Source organism: Stenotrophomonas sp. NRRL B-14846, from assembly GCF_050473585.1.
In the GTDB taxonomy this organism is placed as follows: domain Bacteria; phylum Pseudomonadota; class Gammaproteobacteria; order Xanthomonadales; family Xanthomonadaceae; genus Stenotrophomonas.
Window position 1 is genome coordinate 902,110 of record NZ_JBFLUN010000022.1, and the last position, 26,335, is coordinate 928,444.

At 67.1% G+C, this 26,335-nt stretch carries 29 protein-coding genes; 19 read left to right on the top strand and 10 right to left on the bottom strand.

Annotated features, from left to right (window positions below; all coding sequences use genetic code 11):
• Window positions 1-94: 94 nt before the first annotated feature.
• The 5 genes from eda to zwf all read right to left on the bottom strand — a co-directional run bounded on the left by eda (window position 95) and on the right by zwf (window position 6,130).
• Window positions 95-754: a bifunctional 4-hydroxy-2-oxoglutarate aldolase/2-dehydro-3-deoxy-phosphogluconate aldolase gene (gene eda, locus AB1281_RS06370; RefSeq protein ID WP_430345336.1), complete on the bottom strand. Its 660-nt coding sequence runs from the start codon at window positions 752-754 to the stop codon at window positions 95-97.
• A gap of 238 nt (window positions 755-992) precedes the next feature.
• A complete protein-coding gene (edd, locus tag AB1281_RS06375) occupies window positions 993-2,909 on the bottom strand; it encodes a phosphogluconate dehydratase (RefSeq protein WP_430345337.1) in 1,917 nt (638 codons plus the stop codon).
• Between the two features lie 58 nt (window positions 2,910-2,967).
• A complete protein-coding gene (gene pgl / locus AB1281_RS06380) occupies window positions 2,968-3,693 on the bottom strand; it encodes a 6-phosphogluconolactonase (RefSeq protein ID WP_014036798.1) in 726 nt (241 codons plus the stop codon).
• A complete protein-coding gene (gene glk / locus AB1281_RS06385) occupies window positions 3,690-4,697 on the bottom strand; it encodes a glucokinase (protein ID WP_049445488.1) in 1,008 nt (335 codons plus the stop codon). Before glk ends, pgl begins: the two co-directional genes overlap by 4 nt.
• Window positions 4,694-6,130, bottom strand: a complete 1,437-nt coding sequence (gene zwf / locus AB1281_RS06390) for a glucose-6-phosphate dehydrogenase (protein ID WP_430345338.1) — start codon at window positions 6,128-6,130, stop codon at window positions 4,694-4,696. Before zwf ends, glk begins: the two co-directional genes overlap by 4 nt.
• Window positions 6,131-6,482: 352 nt before the next feature.
• Here zwf and AB1281_RS06395 point away from each other — a divergent pair, with 352 nt between their 5' ends.
• Complete coding sequence (locus AB1281_RS06395; RefSeq protein ID WP_430345339.1) at window positions 6,483-7,565, top strand: ABC transporter ATP-binding protein; 1,083 nt, start codon at window positions 6,483-6,485, stop codon at window positions 7,563-7,565.
• A gap of 156 nt (window positions 7,566-7,721) precedes the next feature.
• Here the strand turns inward: AB1281_RS06395 and AB1281_RS06400 are convergent, their stop codons facing one another.
• Window positions 7,722-8,597: a YgfZ/GcvT domain-containing protein gene (locus AB1281_RS06400; protein WP_430345340.1), complete on the bottom strand. Its 876-nt coding sequence runs from the start codon at window positions 8,595-8,597 to the stop codon at window positions 7,722-7,724.
• Between the two features lie 39 nt (window positions 8,598-8,636).
• Between AB1281_RS06400 and AB1281_RS06405 the strand changes: the two genes are divergently transcribed.
• The 10 genes from AB1281_RS06405 (at window position 8,637) to AB1281_RS06450 (ending at window position 15,591) form a co-directional block, all read left to right on the top strand.
• A complete protein-coding gene (locus AB1281_RS06405; protein ID WP_005409075.1) occupies window positions 8,637-8,807 on the top strand; it encodes a DUF1674 domain-containing protein in 171 nt (56 codons plus the stop codon).
• Window positions 8,808-8,863: 56 nt separating this feature from the next.
• Window positions 8,864-9,256: a succinate dehydrogenase, cytochrome b556 subunit gene (gene sdhC / locus AB1281_RS06410; RefSeq protein ID WP_024958620.1), complete on the top strand. Its 393-nt coding sequence runs from the start codon at window positions 8,864-8,866 to the stop codon at window positions 9,254-9,256.
• Window positions 9,253-9,639: a succinate dehydrogenase, hydrophobic membrane anchor protein gene (gene sdhD, locus AB1281_RS06415; protein WP_024958619.1), complete on the top strand. Its 387-nt coding sequence runs from the start codon at window positions 9,253-9,255 to the stop codon at window positions 9,637-9,639. The genes sdhC and sdhD overlap by 4 nt, the downstream gene beginning before the upstream one ends.
• Window positions 9,640-9,670: 31 nt before the next feature.
• Complete coding sequence (sdhA, locus tag AB1281_RS06420; protein WP_049445482.1) at window positions 9,671-11,461, top strand: succinate dehydrogenase flavoprotein subunit; 1,791 nt, start codon at window positions 9,671-9,673, stop codon at window positions 11,459-11,461.
• A gap of 66 nt (window positions 11,462-11,527) precedes the next feature.
• Window positions 11,528-12,313 (top strand): succinate dehydrogenase iron-sulfur subunit, encoded by a 786-nt coding sequence (locus AB1281_RS06425; RefSeq protein ID WP_005409079.1) that lies wholly within the window; start codon window positions 11,528-11,530, stop codon window positions 12,311-12,313.
• A gap of 98 nt (window positions 12,314-12,411) precedes the next feature.
• Complete coding sequence (locus AB1281_RS06430; protein WP_005409080.1) at window positions 12,412-12,660, top strand: succinate dehydrogenase assembly factor 2; 249 nt, start codon at window positions 12,412-12,414, stop codon at window positions 12,658-12,660.
• Entirely contained in the window at window positions 12,611-13,060 is a 450-nt protein-coding gene (locus tag AB1281_RS06435; protein WP_430345341.1) for a hypothetical protein, read from the top strand. Before AB1281_RS06430 ends, AB1281_RS06435 begins: the two co-directional genes overlap by 50 nt.
• A gap of 23 nt (window positions 13,061-13,083) precedes the next feature.
• A complete protein-coding gene (locus AB1281_RS06440) occupies window positions 13,084-14,325 on the top strand; it encodes a lipoprotein-releasing ABC transporter permease subunit (RefSeq protein WP_014036805.1) in 1,242 nt (413 codons plus the stop codon).
• Window positions 14,318-15,031 (top strand): lipoprotein-releasing ABC transporter ATP-binding protein LolD, encoded by a 714-nt coding sequence (lolD, locus tag AB1281_RS06445; RefSeq protein ID WP_014036806.1) that lies wholly within the window; start codon window positions 14,318-14,320, stop codon window positions 15,029-15,031. Before AB1281_RS06440 ends, lolD begins: the two co-directional genes overlap by 8 nt.
• A 107-nt stretch (window positions 15,032-15,138) precedes the next feature.
• Entirely contained in the window at window positions 15,139-15,591 is a 453-nt protein-coding gene (locus AB1281_RS06450; protein ID WP_075674751.1) for a DUF6491 family protein, read from the top strand.
• A 74-nt stretch (window positions 15,592-15,665) separates the two neighbouring features.
• On the opposite strand, the gene AB1281_RS06455 is transcribed toward AB1281_RS06450, so the two are convergent.
• The 3 genes from AB1281_RS06455 to ftsY form a co-directional block, all read right to left on the bottom strand.
• Entirely contained in the window at window positions 15,666-15,935 is a 270-nt protein-coding gene (locus tag AB1281_RS06455) for an oxidative damage protection protein (protein WP_004153160.1), read from the bottom strand.
• A 5-nt stretch (window positions 15,936-15,940) separates the two neighbouring features.
• Window positions 15,941-17,065 (bottom strand): A/G-specific adenine glycosylase, encoded by a 1,125-nt coding sequence (gene mutY, locus AB1281_RS06460; RefSeq protein WP_430345342.1) that lies wholly within the window; start codon window positions 17,063-17,065, stop codon window positions 15,941-15,943.
• A gap of 82 nt (window positions 17,066-17,147) precedes the next feature.
• A complete protein-coding gene (gene ftsY / locus AB1281_RS06465; RefSeq protein ID WP_430345343.1) occupies window positions 17,148-18,491 on the bottom strand; it encodes a signal recognition particle-docking protein FtsY in 1,344 nt (447 codons plus the stop codon).
• Between the two features lie 129 nt (window positions 18,492-18,620).
• Here ftsY and AB1281_RS06470 point away from each other — a divergent pair, with 129 nt between their 5' ends.
• Window positions 18,621-18,920, top strand: a complete 300-nt coding sequence (locus AB1281_RS06470) for a hypothetical protein (RefSeq protein ID WP_430345344.1) — start codon at window positions 18,621-18,623, stop codon at window positions 18,918-18,920.
• Between the two features lie 168 nt (window positions 18,921-19,088).
• On the opposite strand, the gene htpG is transcribed toward AB1281_RS06470, so the two are convergent.
• Complete coding sequence (gene htpG, locus AB1281_RS06475) at window positions 19,089-20,981, bottom strand: molecular chaperone HtpG (RefSeq protein ID WP_430345345.1); 1,893 nt, start codon at window positions 20,979-20,981, stop codon at window positions 19,089-19,091.
• A 322-nt stretch (window positions 20,982-21,303) separates the two neighbouring features.
• Between htpG and AB1281_RS06480 the strand changes: the two genes are divergently transcribed.
• The 7 genes from AB1281_RS06480 to ggt all read left to right on the top strand — a co-directional run bounded on the left by AB1281_RS06480 (window position 21,304) and on the right by ggt (window position 26,324).
• Window positions 21,304-21,858: a hypothetical protein gene (locus AB1281_RS06480; protein ID WP_430345346.1), complete on the top strand. Its 555-nt coding sequence runs from the start codon at window positions 21,304-21,306 to the stop codon at window positions 21,856-21,858.
• The gene (locus AB1281_RS06485; protein ID WP_430345347.1) at window positions 21,836-22,381 is read left to right on the top strand and encodes a hypothetical protein; all 546 of its coding nucleotides are present in this window, start codon (window positions 21,836-21,838) and stop codon (window positions 22,379-22,381) included. The genes AB1281_RS06480 and AB1281_RS06485 overlap by 23 nt, the downstream gene beginning before the upstream one ends.
• A 135-nt stretch (window positions 22,382-22,516) precedes the next feature.
• Entirely contained in the window at window positions 22,517-23,095 is a 579-nt protein-coding gene (rsmD, locus tag AB1281_RS06490) for a 16S rRNA (guanine(966)-N(2))-methyltransferase RsmD (protein WP_430345348.1), read from the top strand.
• A gap of 26 nt (window positions 23,096-23,121) precedes the next feature.
• Window positions 23,122-23,631, top strand: a complete 510-nt coding sequence (gene coaD / locus AB1281_RS06495; RefSeq protein WP_014036814.1) for a pantetheine-phosphate adenylyltransferase — start codon at window positions 23,122-23,124, stop codon at window positions 23,629-23,631.
• 60 nt (window positions 23,632-23,691) lie between these two features.
• Window positions 23,692-24,183 carry a hypothetical protein gene (locus tag AB1281_RS06500; RefSeq protein WP_004153167.1) on the top strand — a complete coding sequence of 164 codons (492 nt, stop codon included), beginning with the start codon at window positions 23,692-23,694 and terminating at the stop codon, window positions 24,181-24,183.
• Window positions 24,184-24,315: 132 nt separating this feature from the next.
• Window positions 24,316-24,597, top strand: coding sequence for a YfhL family 4Fe-4S dicluster ferredoxin (locus AB1281_RS06505; protein ID WP_004153175.1), 282 nt, complete (start codon window positions 24,316-24,318; stop codon window positions 24,595-24,597).
• A complete protein-coding gene (gene ggt / locus AB1281_RS06510) occupies window positions 24,594-26,324 on the top strand; it encodes a gamma-glutamyltransferase (RefSeq protein ID WP_075674744.1) in 1,731 nt (576 codons plus the stop codon). The genes AB1281_RS06505 and ggt overlap by 4 nt, the downstream gene beginning before the upstream one ends.
• The last annotated feature ends 11 nt before the right edge of the window (window positions 26,325-26,335 follow it).

Sequence of the window (26,335 nt, forward strand, 5' to 3'; positions counted from 1 at the left end):
AGGAAGAGCGGGAGCGGGTCGCGCGCTTTGCGCGCTCGTTGCCTTGGGGTCGGATCCCTTTCCCGGTGGGAAAGGGCTCTGACCCCGTGGTGCTTCAGTGGCCGCGCACGCGCTTGATGATCTTGGCGGCGTCGGCGGCGCTGGCGCGGACCTTGTCCCATTCGCCGTTGGCGATCCAGTTGCCCGGCACCATCCACGAACCGCCGATGCAGACCACGTTCTTCTGCTCGAGGTATTCGGCGGCGGTGTTTTCGGTGATGCCGCCGGTCGGGCACAGCTTGAGGTCGGCGACCGGGCCGGCCAGGCCCTTGATCATCGCCAGCCCGCCCACGGCCGTGGCCGGGAACAGCTTGCACACGCGGAAGCCGCGCGCGTACAGCGACAGCAGCTCGGTCGGCGTGGCCGCGCCCGGCACCACCGGCAGCGGCGCAGCGGCCAACGCATCGGCCAGCGCCGGCGGCGTACCCGGGGTTACCAGGAAATCCGCACCCGCATCGATGGACTGCTGCATCTGCTCAATGGTCAGCACCGTACCGGCACCCACCACCACGTCCGGCAGCTCGCGCTTGAGCATCGCCAGCGCTTCCATCGCCACCGGCGTGCGCAGCGTCAGCTCGATCGCCGGCAACCCACCTTCCAGCAGCGCCGCGCTGACCGCACGCGCCTGGTCCAGCGTATGAATCGTCACCACCGGCAGGATGCCCGCCGCATGCAACAGCTCCGCCGCCTTCACCTGATGTTGTTCGATACCCATAGCTCTGCTTCTGCCTTTGCTTCTGCGTTTGAATTTGATTTTCAGTGATCACTTCGCGGCGTCGATGCGCCGGAGAGAGTGAGGCGGCGGAGGGCAGGCCGTCGTCAGGACCGTTCGCGCCATGGATGGCGCGACCGAGCCTACAGGGATGTATTCACGGCGTGTCCTGGCGACGGCCTGCCCTCCGCCGCCACCAGCACACTCACCGCCGCGACACACCCACAACGCCCTTCACCCCTCAGGCGTCCTTCGCCTCATGCGGCGCCGCTGCAGCTGCCGCATCGTGCCCCAGCTCGTATTCCGCGTCGTACTCCCACGGCCCACCATCAGCCGCCGCCGGCCCACACGAAATCGAAATCGCCCCCTGGTCGGCCGGACCCACCACGCGACGGTTGATCGCGAACAGGTTGCGGCCCAGGTCATGCGCGGCAGGCGCGGTGTTCGGTGCCAGCGGACGCGCAGCCCATTCGGCCGCGTCCACCAGCACTTCCAGCGTGCCGGCCTCACCGTCGAGGCGGATCATGTCGCCCTCGCGGACCTTGGCCAGCGGACCACCCCGCGCCGCTTCCGGCGTCACATGGATCGCCGCCGGAATCTTGCCCGAGGCGCCGGACAGGCGGCCGTCGGTGACCAGCGCCACGCGCCGGCCCTGGTTCTGCAGCAGGCCCAGCAGCGGCGCCAGCGAGTGCAGTTCCGGCATGCCGTTCGCACGCGGGCCCTGGTAACGCACCACCGCCACGAAATGCTCGGGCAGCAGGCCGCCGGCATGCAGCTTGTTCAGCACCTGCGGCGCATCGACCACCACGGCGGGGGCTTCGATCGTGCGGTACTGCGGCTTCACCGCCGACAGCTTGATCAGCGACTTGCCCAGGTTGCCGCGCAGCAGGCGCAGGCCGCCCTGGTGTTCGAACGGGTTGTCGACGCCGCGCACGACCTCGTCATCGGCACTGCGTTCCAGGCCGGGCAGATAGACCAGCTGGCCGTCACGCAGCTGCGGTTCGCGCGCATAGTCGGCCATGCCGCCGCGCGCCACGCTGACCAGATCGCCGTGCATCAGCCCGGCCCTGATCAGCTCGCCGAACACGAACGCCGGGCCACCCGCCGCAGCGAAACGGTTCACGTCGGCCTCGCCGTTCGGATAGACGCGCGCCAGCAGCGGGATCAGCTGCGACAGCTCGTCGAAGTCGTCCCAGGTCAGCACGATGCCGGCGGCGCGCGCCACTGCGATCCAGTGGATGGTGTGATTGGTCGAACCGCCGGTAGCCATCAGCGCGATGACCGCGTTGATGATCGCGCGCTCATCGATGATCCGGCCCAGCGGGCGGAAGTCGTCGCCGAGTGCAGTGATGTCGAGCGCGCGCTCGGTGGCTTCTCGGGTGAGGGCATCGCGCAGCGGCGTGCCCGGATTGACGAACGATGCGCCCGGCAGCTGCACGCCCATCGCTTCCAGCAGTACCTGGTTGGAATTGGCAGTGCCGTAGAAGGTGCATGTGCCGGCGCCGTGGTACGACGCGGACTCCGCTTCCAGCAGTTCTTCGCGGGTGGCTTCGCCGGCAGCGTAGCGCTCGCGCACTTCGGCTTTCTGCTTGTTCGGGATGCCCGGGGTCATCGGGCCGGCCGGCACGAACACCGCCGGCAGATGGCCGAAGGCCAGCGCACCGATCAGCAGGCCCGGCACGATCTTGTCGCACACACCGAGGTAGACGGTGGTGTCGAACATGTCATGGCTGAGCCCGATCGCGGTGGCCTGCGCGATCACATCGCGCGAGAACAGCGACAGTTCCATGCCGCCACGGCCCTGGGTGACGCCGTCGCACATCGCCGGCACGCCGCCGGCCACCTGTGCGGTGGCGCCCAGCTCGCGGGCGATCTCGCGGATCTGCTCGGGATAGGTCTCGAACGGCTGGTGCGCCGACAACATGTCGTTGTAGGCGGTGATGATGCCGAGGTTCGGTGTCACGCCGCCGCGCAGGCGGCTCTTGTCGGTACCGCCACAGGCGGCGAAGCCGTGGGCGAGGTTGCCGCAGCTCAGGCGGCTGCGGAACGGGCCCTCACGCAGGGAGGCGTCGATCGCGGCCAGGTAAGCGGCGCGCGAAGCGGCGCTGCGGCGGATGACACGCTCAGTGATGGCTTGCAGTTGCGGATGGAGGCTCATTGGCTACCGGCGTTCGAGGTGGCGAGAGGCAAGCGGCGGCACGGCGCCGCCGCCGACATCAATCAGCCCAGTGGACGCGCAGGCGCGCGCCTTCCAGGTTGATCGCGTTGAGGATCGGGTACTGCTGGGCGTCGTTGCTGTCCAGCGCCTGGCGCAGTACCTGGAGCTTCTGCTTGCCGCGCAGCAGCAGCAGGCGCTGGCGGCACTGGCGCAGGCCATGCGGGGTCAGGGTGATGCGCAGCGGCCACTGGTTCGCGCCCGGGCAGCCGGTGGCATCCAGCGCTGCGTAGGGCAGGGTGCTTTCCAGTGCGCGGGCCAGGTCCTTCGAGCCCGGGAATAGCGAGGCGGTATGGCCGTCGTTGCCCATGCCCAGTGCCACCAGGCTTGGCGGCTGGCTGTGCTGCGCCTGCAGGTTGGCGGTGTACACGCATTCGGGCAGGGGCTTGCCGATCCGCACCAGCGGATCGAAATGGGCGCCCTCGGCGCGCTTCAGCAGGTGTTCGCGCACCAGCCAGGCATTGCTGTCGCGATCCTGCGGCGACAGCCAGCGCTCGTCGGCCAGGCTCACTTCCACCCGGTCCCAGTGCACGTCCAGTTCGGCCAGGGCCTGGTAGACCGGTGCCGGCGTGGTGCCACCGGACAGCAGGATGCGGGCACGGCCCACTTCGTTGATGTCGTGGTTGAGGGTCTGCGCCATCTCGGCGGCTACCGCTTCGATCCAGCCATCGGCATCGCCGTGGCTGATGAACTCGATGCGGTCGTCGTGGAAGGTGGTGGGGCTCATGCGGCAACTCCAGGTGCGTCACGTTCGGCGTCGGTGGCATAGGCGGCGGCGCCCAGCAATCCGGCGTGGGGATGCATCACCGCCAACGAGGGCACGCGCGCCATGATCGAGGAGAAGCGTCCCTTGTGCTCGAAGCGCTGGCGGAAACCGGAGTGCTGCAGCGAATCGAGCATCTTCGGGGTCAGTCCGCCGGTCAGGAACACGCCGTCCCACGCGCCCTGGGTCAGTACCAGATCGCCAGCAATGGCGCCGAACACGGCGCAGAACACATCGACGGTACGCATCGCCTGCGGATCACCGTGCAGGGCGCGGGCAGTCACGTCCACCGGCTGCAGCTGGCCCGGATCGATGCCGGCCATCTCGCACACGGCGCGATGGATGTTGACCAGGCCGGGGCCACAGATCAGGCGCTCGTTGGAGACGCGGCCGAACTGTTCGGACAGGATCTCCAGGATGCGGATCTCCTCCGGGGTTCCCGGCGGGAAGCTGACATGGCCGCCTTCGGTTTCCAGCGGGTAGCAGCGGCCATGGCGCAGGATCAGGCCGCCGACACCCAGGCCTGTACCCGGCCCGATCACCGCGTAGTTGCGCGGCTGGCCCGGCTTGCCCGGGACCCAGGCGGCGCCGCCGACCTGGACCACGTCTTCGGGCTGCAGCAGTGAAATCGCCATCGCCTGTGCGGCGAAGTCGTTGATCAGGTGCAGCTCGTCGAACCCGAGCATGGCGGCGGTGCGGCTGCGCGAGATCACCCACGGATGGTTGGTGATGCGTGCTTCGTCACCATCCACGCGACCGGCCACCGCGAACACGCCGCGGCTTGCCGTGGCGCCGATCTGTTCCAGATGGTGGCGCGCGGCATCACCCAGCGACGGGAACTCCGCCACCGCGTACTCGCGGATGCTGTCCTTCTGCAGCGGTGCGTCCAGCGAGGTGTCGGCCAGGGCGAAGCGGGCGTTGGTGCCACCGATGTCGGCGACCAGCACCGGCTGCGAGCTGGCACTCATGCCGACGCTCCGCTGTCCGGCGCATCCACGCCCTGCGGCAGGAACTCGCCCGCGTTGGCCGGGCCCCACTGGCCGGCGGGGTAGGGTTCCAGCGGCAGTTTGGCGTCCTTCCAGGCATCGGCCACGCTGTCGATCCAGGCCCAGGCAGCACGCACTTCGTCGTCGCGCACGAACAGCGTGTGGTTGCCGTTGAAGGCATCCAGGAACAGGCGTTCGTAGGCGATGCGGCGGTGCAGGCCGGTCGGCACCGACAGCTCCAGTTCCAGCGGATGCAGTTCCAGCGCGCCCCACTCCGGGCCGGCCAGGCTGCTCATCAGGCCCAGTTCGATGTTTTCCTGCGGCTGCAGCTGGAATACCAGGCGGTTCGGTGCCGCCTGCGCGCGCTGCGGGCGCTCGAACAGCCAGTGGGTGACCGGCTTCAGCGTGACCACCACGCGGGTGGTGCGTTCGGGCAGGCGCTTGCCGGTGACCAGGTGGAACGGCACGCCGCTCCAGCGCCAGTTGTCGATATGCGCGGTGACACCGGCGAAGGTTTCCACGTCGCTGCCTTCCGGCGGCTGGTAGGCCTGGGCCGGCTGGCCGTTGATGGTGCCGGCGGTGTAGCGGCCACGGATGCTGTCGCGCGCGGCGTGCTTGGCATCGAGCGGGCGCAGGGCGCGCAGCACCTTGACCTTCTCGTCGCGGATGCGGTCGGCTTCCAGCGAGGCCGGCGGTTCCATCGCCACCATGCACAGCAGCTGCAGGATGTGGCTCTGCACCATGTCGCGCAGCGCGCCGGAGCGGGCGTAATAGGCATCGCGGCCATCCACGCCTTCGCTCTCGGCCACCAGGATGTGCACCGATTCGATGTAGTTGCGGTTCCACACCGCTTCCAGCAGCGTGTTGCCGAAGCGCAGTGCGATCAGGTTCTGCACCGCCGCCTTGCCCAGGTAATGGTCGAGGCGGAACACACGGTCCTCGTCGATCCACTGGCCGATGGTGCTGATGATTTCCTCGGCGCTCTCGCTGTCGCTGCCGATCGGCTTTTCCAGCATCAGGCGTGCCGGCGCGGCGAGGGCGCCGCCCTTGGCCAGGCCTTCGCAGGTGGAGATGTACAGGCCCGGCGGGATGGCCAGGTAGCTGACGCACTTGCGGTGCACCAAGTCGGCGACCGCGGCGGCTACCGAGTCGACGTTGCGCAGGTCCACCGAGCGGTAGTCGATGCGGCGCAGCAGGGCGCTGATGTCGTCCTGCGTGGCCATCGGCATGGCCTGCTGCAGGCGCGGCCGCAGGATGTCATGGAAGGCTTCGGTGTCATGCCCGGACAGGGCCAGTGCGCGGATGCGGAAGTCCTCCGGCAGCAGGCCGTCGCCAAGCAGGCGAAGCAGCGAAGGGAACAGGTAGCGCTGGGCCAGATCACCTGTGGCACCGAACAGGAAGAGGGTGTCGTGCATCGCTCGAGTTTCAGATCCGGGTGACATCGTTGTCAATCGCTTCATGGCTGGGTTCGGGGGACATCCGCGCAACTGCCTGTCCGGGGCTCGTCAGGGGCGTTCTCCGGGGTACCGGAAGACCGTTCCATTCGAAACCACTACCTCGGCGGAACCTTCGTTCAACCGCCGACGCAGATCGGTGCGCACCGATCATCGGATAGTGCCACGTGAAAACGTTTACATGGCAGAATGGGCAACTGTATTCGATTGCAGTGCTCGCCGTCATGCGGCAGGCGCGCAATCATCACTGCCATCGGGAGGGCCGAGGCAGTCCCAAAAGACAGCCCGGCTTCGGGCGGACCGGATAGGTGATATGGCAAAAGTGCAGTTGCAGGGTGTGCGCAAGGTCTATGACAACGGCCAGGTCGCGGTGAAGGACGCCAGCTTCGAGGTCGCCGACGGCGAGCTGATGGTGCTGGTCGGCCCGTCCGGCTGTGGCAAGTCGACCCTGCTGCGGATGGTGGCTGGCCTGGAGGAGATCAGCGGCGGCACGCTGACCATCGGTGATCGCGTGGTCAACGATGTGGCGCCGAAGGATCGCGACATCGCGATGGTGTTCCAGAGCTATGCGCTGTACCCGCACATGACCGTGGCCGAGAACCTGGCCTTTGGGCTGAAGCTGCGCGGTCATGACAAGGCGACCATTGACAAGCGCATCGCCGAGGCGGCGCAGACGCTGGGCCTGACCGAGATGATGGACAAGCTGCCCAAGGCGATGTCCGGTGGCCAGCGCCAGCGTGTTGCGCTGGGTCGCGCGCTGGTGCGCGAGCCGGCGGTGTTCCTGCTCGACGAGCCGCTGTCCAACCTTGACGCCAAGCTGCGCCACAGCGTGCGTACCGAAATCGCGCAGCTGCACCGCAAGCTGGGCACCACCATGATCTACGTGACGCACGACCAGGTCGAAGCGATGACCCTGGGCCAGCGCATCGTGGTGCTGAAGGACGGCATCATCCAGCAGATCGATACGCCGATGGCGCTGTACGACCGCCCGGCCAACCTGTTCGTGGCCGGCTTCCTCGGCAGCCCGGCGATGAACGTGCTGCGTGGCACGCTGCAGGGCGACGCCGGCGGCGTGACCGTGGTCGACGGCGAATGGCGTGCACCGCTGGGCCAGGCCACGATCGATCCGGCATGGCTGCAGAAGCCGATCGCGGTGGGCGTGCGTCCGGAACACCTGCAACCGGCGGTCGCCGATGATGCGCATGCATTCACCGCGCGGATCGAAGGCATCGAACCGGTCGGCAACGAGATCTTCGTCAACCTGAGCAGTGGCCAGCATGCGCTGACCATGCGCGTGGCGCCGCAGGCGCTGCCGGCGGTGGGCGAGCAGATCCGCGTGGCGATCCACCCACAGGGCCTGCATTTCTTCAACCCGGAAACCGGCGAGCGCCTGTAAGCGGTAGTGCCGGCCGCTGGCCGGCAACCTCAACCATGCGTGGTTGCCGGCCAGCGGCCGGCACTACCATTCATTCACCGAAGGCGTGCGGACCAGCGGTCCGCCCCCACCGGGTTCAGTAGATCCACGCCATGCGTGGATGAGAACCCAACAGATTCAGCGCGCCAAGCCGTCCAGCAGCGGCATGCGCTGCGCCACCGCATCACCCACCTGCAGATCAGCGTCGCTGGCCTCCAGCGGCAGCACCGCCAGCGCCAGGTCGCCGGCCACGCTGGCGATCGTGCCCAGCGCCGCGCCATCCTGCTGCACGCCATCGCCGGCCTGTGCCGGTGCTGCGGTATGCAGCAACTGCACCGCACGCTTGGCCTTGCCGAGGAAGTGGGTGCGGGCGACGATTTCCTGGCCGGGATAGCAGCCCTTCTTCACGCTGTAGCCGTTCAGGCGGTCCAGACCCAGCTGCTGCGGGGTCCACACTTCGCGCTGGCTTTCTTCCAGCCGCGGCAGGCCATAGCGCAGGTCGGCCTGGCGCCAGGCCAGGGTGAAGGCGGCCTCATCGGCTTCGCTGCCGGCGGCGAAGGCATCGGCGCTGCCGATACGCAGGGTGCGCGGCAGGGCATCGCTGCCCAGGTCCAGCTCCCAACCGTCACCTGCGGTCTGCGCAATCGCGGCGCCGCTGGCGGCCTCGGGTGCGGTGAACGCACCGGCCACGGCCAGATCGCTGCGCACCTGCACCTTCACCTTGCGGCGGAACACGAAGCGCTGCAGTTGCGACGCAATCGCATCGGCATCGCCGTCGGCCAGCACCAGCATCACCTGGTCGTCGGCCAGCCGAAGCAGCTGGAACACCGCCAGGGTGCGGCCCTTGGCGCTCAGCCAGGCACTCCACTGCCAGTGCTGCAGGGGCAGGGCGGTGACATCGCTGCTGAACTGGGCGTGGGCAAAGACAGCCGCATCCGGGCCTTGCAGGCTCAGCAGCTGGTGGCCGGGCAGGCGTGGATATCCGACGAAAGCAGGGGGCAGGTTGTCAGGCACGTGAACGAGGTCTAAAATTTGTGCGTTGCGAGACCGAACATGATAGGCCAAACAACCCCCACTCCCGACGACGAATCTGAAGCCCCGCTGGTCCCCGCGGCACCCGTGCCCGTGGAACAGGAAAAAGCAGAAGAATTCGGCGGCCGCGGCGGACTTGATCCGGTGCGGTATGGCGATTGGGAGAAAAACGGACGCTGCATCGATTTCTGATCAGCATTGAGCCAACGCGGCCGCGTGCCGCCCAGCCGAGACAACGAGCCCAGCGAATGGCGACCAGACAACGCCCACTTTCCCCGCACCTTCAGGTGTATCGCTGGCAGATTCAGATGGCCACCTCGATCCTGCATCGAGCCACTGGCGTCTTTCTGTCTGTTGGTGCCCTCATCATCGCCGCCGGCCTGCTGGCCCTGATGATGGGGCCCGAGTCCTGGAACTGCTTCACCGGCCATGCCGGGGCCTGGTATGGCCGCGTGTTCCTGTTCGCGTGGACATGGTCGTTCGCCTATCACCTGTGCAATGGCATCCGCCATGTGGTGCAGGACTTCGCCATCGGCTTCAGCATCCCCGCCTTCATCCGCAGCAGCTGGCTGTCGGTCATCGGCAGCCTGGTGATCACCCTGCTGGTGTGGGCCTATGTGATGTTCGGAGGTGCCGCGTGAGCAAGTTCCGTACCCCGTTGAAGAGCGTGCGTGGCCTTGGCTCGGCCAAGACCGGCACCGAGCACTTCGTGCACCAGCGCCTGACCGCCGCCGCCCTGGTGGCGCTGGGCATCTGGTTCCTGGTCTTCGTGCTGAGCCTGCTGGGCTCGGACTACGCGACCGCTGCCGCCGCCGTGGCCAAGCCCTGGAACGCCGTGCCGTTGATCGGCCTGCTGATCGCCATGTTCTGGCACGCGCAACTCGGCATGCAGGTCGTGCTGGAAGACTACATCCACGAATCGCTGCTGGCCCTGGTGCTGCAGACCGCGGTGAAGTTCGTCGCCGTGCTCGGCATGATCGTCAGTGTGTTTGCGGTGGGCCGCATCGCCCTCGGCGTTGCCTGAGCCCAGGCACCAACACAGGAATCCAGATTAGATGTCCGCTTACAAGATCACCGAACACAAGTACGACATGGTCGTGGTCGGCGCCGGCGGTGCCGGCCTGCGCGCCACGTTCGGCCTGGCCGCCAAGGGCCTGCAGACCGTGTGCCTGACCAAGGTCTTCCCGACCCGTTCGCACACCGTTGCCGCCCAGGGCGGTATCTCGGCCGCACTCGCCAACATGGGCGAGGACGACTGGCGCTACCACTTCTTCGACACCATCAAGGGGTCGGACTGGCTGGGCGACCAGGACGCCATCGAATACATGTGCCGTGAGGCCATCCCGGCCATCATCGAGCTCGAACACTACGGCGTGCCGTTCTCGCGCACCGCCGAAGGCAAGATCTACCAGCGTCCGTTCGGTGGCATGACCACCAAGTACGGCGAAGGCCCGGCGGCGCAGCGTACCTGCGCGGCGGCCGACCGTACCGGCCACGCGATGCTGCACACCCTGTACCAGCAGTCGCTGAAGCACGATGCGCGCTTCATGATCGAGTACTTCGCACTCGACCTGATCTTCGATGACGAAGGCGCCTGCCGCGGTGTGCTGGCGCTGGACATGTCCGACGGCACCCTGCACCTGTTCCGCGCCCAGGGCGTGGTGCTGGCCACCGGCGGTTACGGCCGTGCCTACTTCAGCGCCACCTCGGCGCACACCTGCACCGGCGACGGTGGCGGCTTGGCCATGCGTGCCGGCATCGCCATGCAGGACATGGAGTTCGTGCAGTTCCACCCGACCGGCATCTACGGCGCCGGCTGCCTGATCACCGAGGGTGTCCGCGGTGAAGGCGGCATCCTGCGCAACAGCAGCGGCGAGCGCTTCATGGAGCGCTACGCACCGCACTACAAGGACCTGGCCTCGCGCGACGTGGTCAGCCGTTCGATGACCATCGAGATCCGCGAAGGCCGCGGCGTCGGCGAGCACAAGGACCACATCCTGCTCGACCTGACCCACCTCGGCCCGGGCGTGATCGACGAGAAGCTGCCGGGCATCGCCGAGAGCGCCCGCATCTTCGCCGGCGTCGACGTGCACAAGCAGCCGATCCCGGTCATCCCGACCGTGCACTACAACATGGGTGGCATCCCGACCAACTACCACGGCGAAGTCGTGCGCAAGGTCGGCGACAACCCGGATGCGGTCGTGCCGGGCCTGTACGCCATCGGTGAAGCGGCCTGCGTGTCCGTGCACGGCGCCAACCGCCTGGGCTCGAACTCGCTGCTGGACCTGGTGGTGTTCGGCCGTGCGGTGGCCAACCGCTGCGCCGAGACCATCAAGCCGGGCGCTTCGCACAAGCCGCTGCCGGCCGATGCCTGCGACAAGGCGCTGGGCCTGCTGGACAAGTTGCGCCACGCCAACGGCGATACCCCGACCTCGGTCATCCGCGATCGCATGCAGCGCACCATGCAGGCCGACGCGGCGGTCTTCCGCACCAGCCAGACGCTGAAGGAAGGCTGCGAGAAGATGGACAAGATCTTCGACTCGTTCCAGGACGTGAAGGTCTCCGACCGTTCGCTGGTCTGGAACTCGGACCTGATCGAGACCTACGAGCTGAACAACCTGCTGCTCAACGCGGTGGCGACGATCAACTCGGCCGAACAGCGCAAGGAAAGCCGCGGCGCGCATGCGCACGAGGACTATCCGGACCGCGACGACGTCAACTGGCAGAAGCACACCCTGGTCAGCGTCGACGAGAAGGGCAAGTGCAGCTTCGACTACCGTCCGGTGCACATGTACACGTTGACCGACGACGTGTCCGTGGTGCCGCCGAAGCCGCGCGTGTACTGATCCGACCCCGCCTACCATGCAATCCGCGCCCACGGGCGCGGGCCGCCTGAGCCAACGAGAGCAGCCATGGCCGAGTTTTCACTCCCCAAGAATTCCAAGATCACGAAGGGCAAGCACTTCCCCGTCAAGAACGGCGGCAAGAACGTGCGCACCTTCAAGATCTACCGCTGGAGTCCGGACGACGACAGCAACCCGCGCACCGATACCTATGAAGTCGATCTGGATGCCTGTGGCCCGATGGTCCTGGACGCCCTGATCAAGATCAAGAACGAGATCGACCCGACCCTGACCTTCCGCCGCTCCTGCCGCGAAGGTATCTGTGGTTCGTGCGCGATGAACATCGACGGCACCAACACCCTGGCCTGCACCCGAGCCATCTCGGACTGCGGCAAGAAGGAAGTGCCGATCTACCCGCTGCCGCACATGAACGTGGTCAAGGATCTGGTTCCGGACCTGACCCACTTCTACGCGCAGTACGCGTCGATCAAGCCGTGGATCCGCACCCAGACCCCGGCGCCGCCGGACCGTGAGCGCCTGCAGTCGCCGGAAGACCGCAAGAAGCTGGATGGCCTGTACGAGTGCATCCTGTGCGCCTGCTGCTCGACCAGCTGCCCGAGCTACTGGTGGAACGGCGAGCGTTACCTGGGCCCGGCGATCCTGCTGCAGGCCTACCGCTGGATCATCGACTCGCGCGATGAGGACACCGGTGCGCGCCTGGACGATCTGGAAGATCCGTTCAAGCTGTACCGCTGCCACACCATCATGAACTGCGCCCGGACCTGCCCGAAGGGCCTGAACCCGGCGCTGGCGATCGCCGAGATCAAGAAGCTGATGATGGAACGCCGCGCCTGATCGGGCCCGGCTGTACCGGGTAGAGCCACGCCACGCGTGGCTGTGCCACCCCAGCAGAGCCACGCCATGCGTGGCTTTGCTGTATCTGGAGAAACACGATGGAAGAAGATGTTCTGCTGAAGAAGCTGCGCTGGCGCTGCCGCCGCGGCATGCGTGAGCTGGACCAGCTGTTCGGCCGTTACCTGGACCATGAGTGGAGCACTGCGCCGACCGAAGAGCGCGAGGTTTTCCTGTTCCTGCTCGACTGCGAGGACGATAAGTTGTGGCGCTGGTTCATGGGCTACGAGGCCTGCCCGCATGCGCACGCGATCCCCCTCATGCAGAAGATCCTCGCCCTCAAGCCTTGAGTGGCGCCCCTCGCGGCTGCAGGCCGCCGCCCAGTTGGCGGTGCTGCTGGCTGCGCCGTGGCTGCTGCGTGCATCGGATCTGCCTTCACGGCTGCTGATGCCCGCGGTGGTGCTGGCCTGGTGCGTGGGCCTGGCCGAACTGGCCTGGCGCCAGCGCAGGCCACGCGTGCCGGTGCTCCTGCCTCCGCTTCCCGAGCCGATGCGGGTGGCCGGGCAGGAGGTCGAGGCCCCCCGGCTGGTGGTGCGCGGGCCGTGGCTGCTGTTGCTCTGGCACCGGGACCAGCGCCGCCAACGCATGCTGTTCTGGCCCGATGTGCTGGATTCCGGACAGCGACGTGAACTGCGACTGGCCGTGGCCGCACGCGCCGTTTCCCGTCGGCCCCGTACGATGGCACCATAAGCTGAATTGACCGGCGTGCCTGCATGTTCAAACCCATTCCCGTGGCCATTGGCCTGCGCTACCTGCGCGCCAAGCGCCGCAACGGCTTCATCTCCTTCATCTCGATGGCATCGATCCTGGGCATCGCGCTCGGCGTCACGGTGCTGATCACCACCCTGGCGGTGATGAGCGGTTTCCAGAAGGAAATCCGCAGCCGCCTGCTGCAGATGACCGCCCACACCACCATCAGCCGCGACGGCGAGCCGATGCCGGACTGGATGCGCGTGGTCGACATCGCCCGCAAGGATCCGCGCGTGGCCGGTGCAGCGCCGTACATCGAGATCCAGTCGATGATCAGCGGCCCGCGCGTGCAGGGTGCGATCATCCAGGGCATCGATCCGGCGCTGGAGCCGAAGGTGTCGGTGATCGACAAGAAGGTCACCAAGGGCAGCTATGACAGCCTCACGCCGGGCAGCTTCAACCTGCTGCTGGGCAAGGAGCTGGCGATCTGGCTGGGCGTTGATGTCGGCGACCAGGTGCTGGTGACCTTCGCCGAAGTGCAGGGCACGCCTGCCGGTGCGGTGCCACGAATGAAACGCTTCACCGTCAGCGGCATCTTCGAGGCCGGCTACAACGAGGTCGACCGCGGCGTCGGCTTCGCCAACATGCAGGACCTGGAGCGCGTGCTGCGCAGCGACGGTGCCACCGGCGTGCGGCTGAAGCTGCACGACATGGACCGCTCGCTGGAAGTGGGCGTGGATCTGGCGCAGAGCCTTGGCGGTGCGTACCGCGTGAGTGACTGGACCCAGCAGAACGCCAACCTCTACCACTCGCTGCGCATGGAGAAGGTGGTGATGGGCATCCTGCTGTCGCTGATCATCGCCATGGGCGCCTTCAACCTGGTGTCCTCGCAGGTGATGCTGGTGACCGACAAGCAGGCCGACATCGCGATCCTGCGCACGCTGGGCCTGACCCCGGGCGGGGTGATGCAGGTGTTCATGGTGCAGGGTTCGCTGATCGGCATCTTCGGCACGCTGGCCGGCCTGATCGGCGGCATCACTCTGACCCTCAACCTGGAACGCATCCTTGGTGCCATCGAGAGCGTGTTCAACGTCAAGCTGCTGCCGGAGGACGTCTACTACATCACCGGCCTGCCGACCGACATGCAGACCGGCGACGTGGTGGCGATCACCGTGGTCGCGCTGCTGATGAGCTTCCTGGCCACCCTGTATCCCGCCTGGCGGGCAGCACGCACCCAGCCGGCGGAGGCCCTGCGTTATGAATAAGGTCTTCAACCGCGGCGATGAAGTGATCCGCGCCGAAGCACTGGGCAAGACCTACGCCGAAGGGCGCATGCAGACCCCGGTGTTCGATGGCCTGGACCTGACCGTGACCGCCGGCGAAACCGTGGCGATCATCGGCGCCTCTGGTGCGGGCAAGAGCACGCTGCTGCACCTGCTGGGCGGGCTGGATATTCCGACCGCGGGCGAGGTCTACGTGACCGGCCAGCGCATGTCGGCGCTGTCGGACACCGCGCGTGGCCTGCTGCGCAACCAGGCGCTGGGCTTCGTCTACCAGTTCCACCACCTGCTGCCTGAGTTCACCGCGCTGGAAAACGTGATGATGCCGGTGCTGCTGGCCGGCACCGCCGTGGCCGAAGCGAGCAGCCGGGCCACCACGCTGCTGGAAGCGGTCGGCCTCGGCCATCGCCTGGACCACAAGCCGGGCGAGTTGTCCGGCGGCGAACGCCAACGTGCCGCGGTGGCACGTGCGCTGGTCAATCATCCGGCCTGCGTGCTCGGCGACGAGCCGACCGGCAACCTGGATGACCGTACCGCGGGCACCGTGTTCGAGCTGATGCTGGAACTCAACCGCGCGCGTCATACCAGCCTGGTGCTGGTCACCCACGACCGCAGCCTGGCGCGGCGCCTGGACCGGGTGCTGGAGCTGCGCGAAGGGCGCCTGCACGCACTGGCCCACGCCGACGTCTGAGCGGCCGGCAACGCCCGCCTCCCGGCGCCTGAACGGGTTTACCTGCCATCGCGCCGGCCGCACATCGGCCGGCGCATGATCGCAGCAGGTTCCCTGAGGAGATCGCCATGAAGACCCCGATCCTGATCGCCGGACTCTGCCTGGCGCTGGCCGCCTGCGCGACCACCGGCCGGCTCAGCAGTACCGAGAAACTGGATCTGTACCGTGCCCACGCCGGCGCGCCGCAGAACGACATGCAGTTCTTCGGCAGCCTCAATGGCTGGACCGAGCTGGGTGACAGCGCCCTGGCGGTCTGGACCCGGCCGAGCGAGGCCTACCTGCTGGAATTGAGTGGCCCGTGCCCGGACCTGTCCTACGCCACCGCCATCGGGTTGACCAGCAGCATGGGCAGGGTGTCGTCGCGTTTCGACAAGGTGCTGGTGCGCGACCCGACCGGTGGCCCGCGCATGCCGTGCTTCATCAACAGCATCCGCAAGCTGGACGTGAAGGCGTTGCGCACTTCCGAGCAGGAGCTGCGCCAGGCGCAGGTGCAGGAGCGCGAGGCGGAAACCGCAAAATAGCATGGTAGTGCCGGCCGCTGGCCGGCATCGCGCAGATGCCAGGTTGCCGGCCAGCGGCCGGCACTACCTGCGTGTCAGGCTTCCGGGGTGAAACCGGCCGGCTTTTCCGCGTCCTTCTCGAACAAGAACTTGACCAGTTCGCCTTCAAGGAACGCGCGATGTTCCGGGGTGCGCGGCGACAGGCGGTTCTCGTTGATCAGCATGGTCTGGTGCGCGAGCCACGCAGCCCAGGCCTGCTTGCCGATGTTGTTGAAGATGCGCTGGCCCAGTTCGCCGGGGTAGGGCACGAAGTCCAGGCCCTCGGCATCGCGTTGTTCATACTGGCAGAAGACGGTTCGGGACATGGCACTCACTCGTGGTTGCGGGGTTTCTTGGACGTTCGTTTCGGCGCCTTGATCGTGGCGCCGTCGAGCAGCTTGCGGATGGGGGCTGGCAAGCCCAGCGCGGGCAGCTCGTCGGTGGCGACCCAGCGCAGCGTGGGTTCTTCCACGCGCAGGCCGTGTACCTGCCGCGACAGTACCTGCAGATGCAGCTTGTAGTGGCTGAAAGTGTGCTGCAGCACCGGCAGCTCTTCGGCGTCTTCCAGAGAGCCTTCAACGTGCACGTCGAACCAGTCCTGCAGCTCGCTGCCGGCGTCGGCCTGCGGCAGCGTCCACAGCTGCGCCCAGATGCCGGTGTCCGGCCGCTTCTGCAGCAGCACGCGCTGCTGGGCGTCGCGCAGCAGCAGGGCCACCGCTTCCCGTTCGGGCAGGGACTTGCTGGGCTTTGGCGTCGGCAGTTCGGCAGTGCGGCCTTCGCGGCGCGCCACGCAGTCGTCCTGCAGCGGGCAGATCACGCAGGCCGGCTTGGCGCGGCTGCACACGGTCGCACCCAGGTCCATCTGTGCCTGGGTGTAGTCGGCCATGCGCCCGGCCGGCACCTGCGCCACGTGCGCCTCGGCGATCGCCCACAGCTGCTTCTCGATGGCCGGCAGGCCGGGGAAGCCATCGATGCCGTGGTAGCGGCTGAGCACGCGCTTGACGTTGCCATCGAGGATCGCGAACGGGTCGTTCCAGGCCTGGCTGAGGATCGCGCCGGCGGTGCTGCGGCCGATGCCGGGCAGCGCATGCAGTGCATCGAAGTCACGTGGCAGATCGCCGTCGTGCAGTTCCACGCAGCGCTTTGCGGCGGCATGCAGGTTGCGTGCGCGGGCGTAGTAGCCCAGCCCGGCCCACTGTGCCATCACCGCGTCATTGCTGGCGGCGGCGAGGTCGGGCAGGGTCGGGAAGTGCTGCAGGAACCGCTGGAAGTACGGGATGACCGTGGTCACCTGGGTCTGCTGCAGCATGATTTCCGACAGCCAGACCCGGTAGGGGCTGCGCGGGTGCTGCCAGGGCAGGTCGTGGCGGCCGTGGTCGTCGAACCAGTGCAGCAGGCGGGCGACGAAACCGTCTTCCCGGGCAGTCTTGGCGCTGGCGTGCGGCTGGCGGGGCATCGGTGTTCCAGAGAGGCAGCCACCCGTGGGGTGGCTCTACCGGATTGCAGTAGAGCCACGCCATGCGTGGCTGCACGGTGTATCAGGCGCCCAGCGCTTCGGGCAGCAGGGCGTCGACGAAGGCTTCCGGATCGAACACGCGCAGGTCTTCCGGGCGCTCGCCGATGCCGGCGAAACGGATCGGAATGCCGAACTCGCGGGCCAGCGCGAACACCACGCCGCCCTTGGCAGTGCCGTCCAGCTTGGTCACTACCAGGCCGGTCACGTTCACCGCAGCATTGAACTGGCGCAGCTGCGACAGCGCGTTCTGGCCGGTGGTGCCGTCGATCACCATCAGCACCTCATGCGGGGCGGTGGGATCGATCTTGCCGAGCACGCGGCGGATCTTGCCCAGCTCGTTCATCAGGCCGGACTGGGTGTGCAGGCGGCCGGCGGTATCGGCGATCAGCACCGAGGTGCCGCGGGCCTTGCCTGCCTGCAGCGCGTCGAATGCCACCGAAGCGGCATCGGCGTTCTGCCCCTGCGCGACCACGGCCACGCCGTTGCGCTCGCCCCAGGCCTGCAGCTGGGCCACGGCGGCGGCGCGGAAGGTATCGCCGGCGGCCAGCATCAGGCTGTGGCCGTCATCCTTGAAGCGCTTGGCCAGCTTGCCAATGGTGGTGGTCTTACCGACGCCGTTGACGCCGACGGTGAGCACCACGAAGGGCTTGGCATTGCGGTCGATCACCAGCGGCTTGGCGACCGGCTGCAGGATCGCGATCAGCTCGGCGCGCAGCGCGGCAAGCAGTGCATTGGCGTCGGCGAACTCGCGCGACTTCATGCGCTTGCGCAGGCCCTCGACCAGGTCGGTGGTGGCGCCCACGCCGACGTCGGCGGTGATCAGCGCGGTTTCCAGCTCGTCCAGCAGGTCGTCATCGAGCTTGGGATTGCGCGAGAACAGGCCGCCGAAGCTGCGCGCGATGACGCTGTTGCGCAGGCGTTCGCGCCAGCCGGGCTTGCCGGCAGGTGCCGGGGCGGCGTCGACCGAGGCGGCGGCAGGCAGGTCGTCGGTGACAGGTGCCGGGGTCGGCGCAGGCGCAGGCGCAGGTTCCGGCAGTGGCGCAGGCACCGGCTCGATGGCTGGGGCAGCGACAGGGGCGACCTCGATCTGCGCGATCGGGGCCGGGGCACTGGGTGCCGGGACGGCCGGGACCACCGGAGCGGGAGCCACCGGGGTGGGCTCGACCGTTACCGGGGCGACCGCTGCCGCGGGCGGCTCAACGGGGGCAGGTGCGGCCGGCGCAGCTACCGGCGCGGGTTCCTTGTCCTCGACCGGCGCGGCCGACGGGAATGCCGCCGCCAGCTCTTCAGCCGAGTAGTGCTGGGTCTTGGGTGCCTCCGCTGCGGGGGCATCCTGGGGCTTCTTGCGGCGGAAAAAACTGAGCATTGGCAAAAGGCGCTGAAATCAGAGGGATATGCTACCACTCGGGCCTGTCCGGCCGATGTGGACTCAAGGTCGCGGCCCACTGGCCGTTAACCGGTCCGGAGGGCTGCGTCGTGCGGCCCGGAGACCGCCATGGACAACGTGATGGGAATTGCCCTCAGCGGGATGCGTGCGGCCCAGCAAGGCGTGCAGGTGGCCGCGCACAACGTGGCCAACCTGGCGACCCCGGATGCCCAGCGCCTGCAGTTGCAGCGCAATACCACCGGGCAGGGTGGGGTGCAGGCTTCGGTGACGTCCGCCGGCGCCGATGCCACCGCGCCGCTGGGTGATCTGCTGGCCGCGAAAGCCGAGGTGGTGGCCTTCGCTGCCAATGCCGCCGTGATCCGCCGCCAGGACCAGATGCTGGGCTCGCTGCTGGATCGGGAAGCCTGAGCAACACCGTTTTGGCAGGTGCCAACCGCTGCCCCTGGTAGGTGCCAACCTTGGTTGGCACGCTTTTGGGGCGCCAACCAAGGTTGGCCTCTACCAGGGCAGCAGTGCCAACCAAGCTTGGCACCTGCCAGAGCATCGCCAAGCGCTGCCCGGCACCCGATCTGTCGATCAGGCCGACAGCTCCAGCAGCAGCTTGTTCAGGCGCGCCACGTAGGCACCCGGGTCCTTCAGGCTGTCACCAGCGGCCAGTGCGGCCTGGTCGAACAGCACCCGGCCGAGGTCGTCGAAACGCGCGCCATCGGCTTCGGCATCGAGCTTGGCAATCAGCGGGTGGCCCGGATTGATCTCCAGCACCGGCTTGCTGTCCGGCACCTTCTGCCCGCTGGCTTCCAGGATCTGGCGCATCTGCAGGCCCAGGTCCTGCTCGCCGATGGCCAGCACCGCCGGCGAATCGGTCAGGCGGTGCGAGACGCGCACTTCGGCCACGTCATCGCCCAGCACCGTCTTCAGGCGCTCGACCAGGCCCTGCTTGTCCTTGGCCGCCGCTTCCTGCTCCTGCTTGTCTGACTCGCTTTCCAGCGCGCCCAGGTCGAGGTCGCCACGGGCGATGTCGACGAAGCCCTTGCCGTCGAAATCGGTCAGGTAGCCCATCAGCCACTCGTCGATGCGATCGGTCAGCAGCAGCACTTCCACGCCCTTCTTGCGGAACACTTCCAGGTGCGGGCTGTTGCGGACCTGGCTGTAGCTCTCGCCGGTCAGGTAATAGATCCTGTCCTGGCCTTCGGTCATGCGGCCGAGGTAATCGGCCAGCGACACGTTCTGCGCATCGCCGTCGCCACGGGTGGAGGCGAAGCGCAGCAGGCCGGCCACCTTCTCGCGGTTGTTGTAGTCCTCGGCCGGGCCTTCCTTCAGCACCTGGCCGAATTCCTTCCAGAACGTGGCGTACTGCTCCGGCTTGTCGGCGGCCAGCTTCTCCAGCATGTCCAGCGAGCGCTTGGTCAGCGCCGCCTTCATCGAATCGATGACCGGGCCGGACTGCAGGATCTCGCGCGAGACGTTCAGCGACAGGTCGTTGGAGTCGACCACGCCCTTGATGAAGCGCAGGTACAGCGGCAGGAACTGCTCGGCCTGGTCCATCACGAATACGCGCTGCACATAGAGCTTCAGGCCCTTGGGCGCATCACGGTGGTACAGGTCGAACGGCGCGCGGCCGGGCACGTACAGCAGCGAGGTGTACTCCAGCTTGCCCTCGACCTTGTTGTGGCTCCAGGCCAGCGGGTCGCTGTGGTCGTGCGCGACGTGCTTGTAGAACTCGGTGTACTCGGCATCGCTGATTTCGGTGCGCGGACGGGTCCACAGTGCGCTGGCGCGGTTGACGGTTTCCCACTCGACCGCTGCGCCTTCTTCACCGCCCTCCTTGGGCATCTGGATCGGCAGGCCGATGTGGTCCGAGTACTTCTTGAGGATGCTGCGCAGGCGCCAGCCATCGGCGAAATCGTGTTCGCCATCCTTCAGGTGCAGCACGATGCGGGTGCCGCGCTCGGCCTTGTCGACGGTGGCGACGTCGAAATCGCCTTCGCCGCGCGAGGTCCAGCGCACCCCTTCGGCTGCAGCCAGGCCGGCGCGGCGCGAGGTCACTTCCACTTCGTCGGCGACGATGAAGGCGCTGTAGAAGCCGACGCCGAACTGGCCGATCAGCTGCGAATCCTTCTTCTGGTCGCCGGACAGCTGGCGCAGGAAGTCGCCGGTGCCGGACTTTGCAATCGTGCCGAGGTGGGCGATGGCTTCGGCGCGGCTCATGCCGATGCCATTGTCTTCGATGGTGATGGTGTGGGCGCTGGGGTCGAAGCTGACGCGCACGCGCAGCTCGCTGTCGCCTTCCAGCAGGGCCGGCTGGGTCAGGGCCTCGAAGCGCAGCTTGTCGGCGGCATCGGCGGCGTTGGAGACCAGCTCGCGCAGGAAGATTTCCTTGTTGGAGTACAGCGAGTGGATCATCAGCTGCAGCAGCTGCTTGACTTCGGTCTGGAAGCCAAGGGTTTCGGTCTGGGTGGTCTCGGTCATCGATAAGGCTCCGTGTGCAATGCCGCGCCAGCGCGTGCGGCCTCGCCAAGGGGTATGGCTGATTGTCCCGAAATCAAGGGGGCGAGCAGGGGCTGAATCGCATTGGATTGCCTTGGCCGTTCGCTGCCATCACCTCGCGTGGGTCGGATTTGGCCCTGCTCAAGGCGGCCGGTCGGTCCCCTAGGCCGTGCCAGCCAGGCACACGATGGGCTAATCCAAGAGGGGCGGCCTAGATTGTCGTATTCAATCTCTTGTCTTGCCCAGGAAAGCCGGTCAGGGTCGTGAGACAATTCAGCGGGGCGGTTCGATGGCGATAATTGCTATGACAAGGCATCTGGATTTCGATCAGTTCCTCAGGGAGCAGAATGCAGGGAGGGCCGAGCGCGGCAACTTGGTTGACCGCAAGGCTCAATGGCTGGAGAAAATCAAGATTCTCTATGCGACTGTCCAGGAAATTCTTTTCCCCTACATAGAGCGCGGCGCCATGAGGGTCCATGTGTCCAGCATGGAGCTCCGTGAAGAGTTACTGGGCAGTTACGAGGTGCCGAGTCTGAACATCGACCTGGGAAACAGCAGCGTACGCTTCGTTCCGGTAGGGACGATCCTGCTGGGGTCGCCTGGGCGCGTGGACCTCGTGGGGCCGCACGGCAAAGTCCGCTTCGTGCTGACCTTGCCGGATGCAGATCGACCGATACTTGTTGGGTCGACCGCTTCCGAAGGGGCGCGCCCCGACAAGCCGGCGAAACCGATGGATCTGGCTGCGTACGTCTGGAAAGTGTCCACGTCTCCACCCCTGATCCGCTACAGCGCTCTGGATCCGGAAGCACTGCAGTCGGCCATCATGGATGTTGCCCGTGGCCAATCCGCTCGTCGTTAATCCCGATCTTCCCAATTACATGCACGTGATGGGACATCACACCACCACACGCGCAGCGATCGACCTGCTCTTTTCCGAAGACAATCCTGACAACTCGGACCTATCCCGGCAGGAGCTGGAAAAGCGCCGCAAGGCATGCGTCCTAGTCCAGCAAAATCGGGACATGATGGCGTTGCTGGCCTTTCTGGAAGCATGTTTCCGATTGGACTACGCAAACAGAAAGCGTCTGAAGCTCAAAGATGGACTGTCCAGGGTCCTCATCAGGTTGTTCAATCGCAAGCGCAACAAGGCCGCGCTCATGGATGACATCGTCAAGGCCTGGCTGCAGCAGGGTGTGCTGACCCATCACCAGTACGACCGTATCAACAGTGCATTCCAGCTTCGACACTGGATTGCCCATGGACAGTATTGGTCCCCGGCGAAGATCAAGCCTCATGACCTTTGGGAAGTGGCCGAGTTCGTAGAGAGTCTGGTCAATGCGCGGATGTTTCAGAGCGATGGAGTCGACCTGGCTGGGGCGTGATCCCGACATTGGAGTCCCATGCACCCCCAGGTGACCTGCGGTGGCCGTTGATTCGACGCATCCCCGGGCGCCGCCCGGCCGAATTACAATCCCGCTCATGCTGAATTTCTCGAACAACCTCCGCCGGGGGCGCCGATGAGCGGCCGTGGGGGCAATGACGGCCAGGTCCGCATCATCGGCGGGCGCTGGCGCAATACCCGCCTGCCGGTGCCGACCCTGCCGGGCCTGCGGCCCAGCAGCGACCGTGTGCGCGAAACCCTGTTCAACTGGCTGATGCCCAGGCTCGGTGGGGCCCGCGTGCTGGACCTGTTCGCCGGCAGTGGCGCGCTGGGCCTGGAGGCGGTCTCGCGCGGTGCCGCCCACGCCACCCTGGTCGAGCGCGATGCACAGCTGGGGCGTAATCTGACCGCCGCGGTGGCCAAGCTGCAGGCCAGCGACCAGATCAGCGTCGTGCAGGCCGATGCCCTGCGCTGGCTGCAGGGCGCACCCGCGCAGCAGGCCGACCTGGTCTTCATCGACCCGCCATTCGCCGATGGCCTGTGGCAGGACGTGCTGGCCCAGCTGCCCCGGCACCTGGCCGCCGATGCCTGGCTGTACCTGGAATCGCCGGCCGGCCACGTGCCGATGCTGCCGCCGGACTGGCTGCTGCACCGCGAGGGCGGCACCCGCGAGGTGCGCTTTGCCCTGTACCGCCGCGCCACTGCTACACTTTGACCTCATCTGAACATCTGCATCCGCCCATGACCGTGGCCAACCGCCGCATCGCCGTCTATCCCGGCACGTTCGACCCGATCACCAACGGTCACATCGACCTGGTGAGCCGCGCCGCGCCGTTGTTCGAAAAGGTCGTGGTCGGCGTGGCGCAGAGCCCGTCCAAGGGCCCGGCGCTGCCGCTGGAGCAGCGCGTGCAGCTGGCGCGTGGCGCGCTGGCCCACCACGGCAACGTCGAGGTCATCGGCTTCGATACCCTGCTGGCCCATTTCGTACGCTCGGTCCAGGGCGGGGTGCTGCTGCGCGGCCTGCGCGCGGTGTCCGATTTCGAGTACGAGTTCCAGATGGCCAGCATGAACCGCCACCTGATCCCCGAGGTCGAGACCCTGTTCCTGACCCCGGCCGAGCAGCACAGCTTCATTTCGTCCTCGCTGGTCCGCGAGATCGCACGCCTGGGCGGCGACGTGTCCGGTTTCGTGCCGGCCGCGGTGCTCGAAGCCCTGCGCAAGGTCCGCGAAGCGAAGTCGGCACAGTCGTAAGCCCCGCTGTACCCGCACCCCATTACGTACAACACCACGCACCATTCCGGGAGGAAACCCATGAACACCACCATGCGCGCGATGCTGATCGCTTCGTTGGCCCTGGCCTTCACCGCCTGCAAGAAGGAAGAGGCCGCTCCGGTCGACGAGGCCAAGCAGGCCCTGGTCGCTCCGTCCAAGGACGACGATGCAGGCTGGAAGAAGTACCTGCAGGAAGTGGCGATCCAGAACATGGGCAACATCACCAACAGCCCGTTCCTGTACTACCTCTCGCCGGAATCGGACCCGGACTTCCAGGCCAAGTACGAGCGCCAGACCGAGAGCGCGACCCAGGCCGTGGCCCGTGGCGTGCAGCCGGGCAACATGCTGGCCTTCGGTTCGTCGGCTTCGGGCAAGATGGCTGACATGATCCAGGCCGTGTTCAAGGACGTGTCGCCGGATTCGATGAAGGGCGTGCGCGTCGTCTTCATCGGCCAGTCGGCCGACAACGCCCGCGTGCAGGCTGCGATCCAGCCGACCGGTGCCGAGTACATTTTCGTCGAAGCCAAGTAATACCGAGCCATGGCGGCCATGCTCCGGCATGGCCCGGGCGTCGTCCTGCAAGGGCGCCGCTGATGACCTGACCGGCCCGCGCGCCCGCGCTGGCCGGTCCTTTGTCCCAGGGCGCGGGCGAGGAGTATCGCCGTGTCGCTGAAAATCAACGAGCTCTGCGTCAACTGCGACGTATGCGAGCCGGCCTGCCCGAACCAGGCCATTGCGATGGGTGAAACCATCTACGTGATCGACCCTGCGCGCTGCACCGAATGCGTGGGTCATTTCGACGAGCCACAGTGCGTGGTCGTCTGCCCGGTCGAGTGCATCGACCCGGACCCGGAGATCGTGGAAACGGAAGACCAGCTGCTGGCCAAGCTGCGCCAGCTGCAGCACGATCACCCCGAACTCTACGCGGAGCCTCCATCCGAATGAAGACGCTGATCGTCCGTCCGCTGTTGCTGCTCGGCCTGTTGCTGAGCCCGATTGCCTGGGCCGACAGCCCGGCCCGTGCGGAGCGCCCCGACGGCGCCGCCATTGCCAGCGGCCACGCGCTGGCCACCCAGGCCGGAATCGATATCCTCGCGCAGGGCGGCAACGCCTTCGACGCCGCGGTGGCGGTGTCGTCCACGCTGGCGGTGGTCGAGCCGATCAGTTCCGGGCTGGGCGGCGGCGGCTTCTTCCTGCTGCACGACGCGGCCACCGGCAAGGACGTGATGCTGGATGCGCGCGAGACCGCACCGGCCGCCGCGACCCCGCAGGCCTTCCTCGACAAGCAGGGCAATCTGGACCGTGATCGCTCGGTCAATGGCGCCTGGTCGGCGGGTATTCCCGGCCTGCCCGCAGCGCTGGTCGAGCTGTCGGCCAAGCACGGCAAGCTGCCCTTGTCGGCGTCGCTGCAGCCGGCGATCCGCATCGCGCGCGAAGGTTTCCCGGTGTACGACCGCATGGCCAAGGGCTATGCCTCGCGCCGTGAAGTGATGGAGCGTTACCCCGGCACGCGCGAGGTCTACCTGCGCAACGGCAAGCCGATCGCCACCGGTGACCTGTTCAAGCAGCCGGAGCTGGCGCAGACGCTGGAGCGGCTGGCCGCCGGTGGCTTCGATGGCTTCTACAAGGGCCAGACCGGTTCGCTGCTGCTGGCCGGCGTGAAGCAGGCGGGCGGCAAGTGGACCGCCGAAGAGCTGGCCGGCTACCGCGTGAAGCAGCGCGAGCCGATCGTGTTCAACTACAACGGCTGGAAGATCACCACCGCGCCGCCGCCGTCGTCCGGTGGCATCGCGCTGGCCAGCATGCTGCAGATCCTGGAAGGCTGGGACATCAAGAGGATGGACCCGGCGCACCGCACGCACCTGGTGGTGGAGTCGATGCGCCGCGCCTACCGCGACCGCACCTTCTTCCTCGGTGATCCGGACTTCGTGCAGATCCCGCAGAAAGTGCTGACCAGCAAGGACTACGCGCAGGGCCTGCGGGCGACCATCCATCCGGAGAAGGCCACGCCCAGCGACCTGCTGTCGGGCAATCCGACGCCGCTGGAAGACGACGAGACCACGCATTTCTCGATCATCGACCGCGACGGCAACCGCGTCGGCGCCACCCAGACCGTCAACCTGCTGTATGGCTCGGGGCTGATTCCCAAGGGCACCGGCGTACTGCTGAACAACGAGATGGACGACTTCGCGCTGAAGCCGGGCACGCCCAACGCGTTTGGCGTGATGGGCTACGAGGCCAATGCGCCGAAGGCTGGCAAGCGCATGCTCAGCTCGATGACGCCGACCTTCATGGAGAACGCCGACAAGGTGGTGGTGCTGGGCACCCCGGGCGGCAGCCGCATCATCACCATGGTGCTGCTGGGCATCCTCGGCTACGACGCCGGCCTGGACGCGCAGCAGGTGGCCGCGCTGCCGCGCTACCACCACCAGTGGCTGCCGGACCTGATCGAGGCCGAGGACGATGCGTTCGACGCGGCGACGGTGAAGCAGCTGCAGGCGATGGGCCACAAGATCGACCTGCCGGGTGACGTCGCCGCAGGCGGCCGTGGTTCCAGCCACGTGTGGGGCAACCTGCAGACCGTGGAATGGGACCGCAAGGCGAACAGACTGTTCGGCGGCAGCGATCCCCGCAATCCGGTGGGCAGCGCCCAGGTCGTACCGGCGCGCTGATCCGGTAGCGC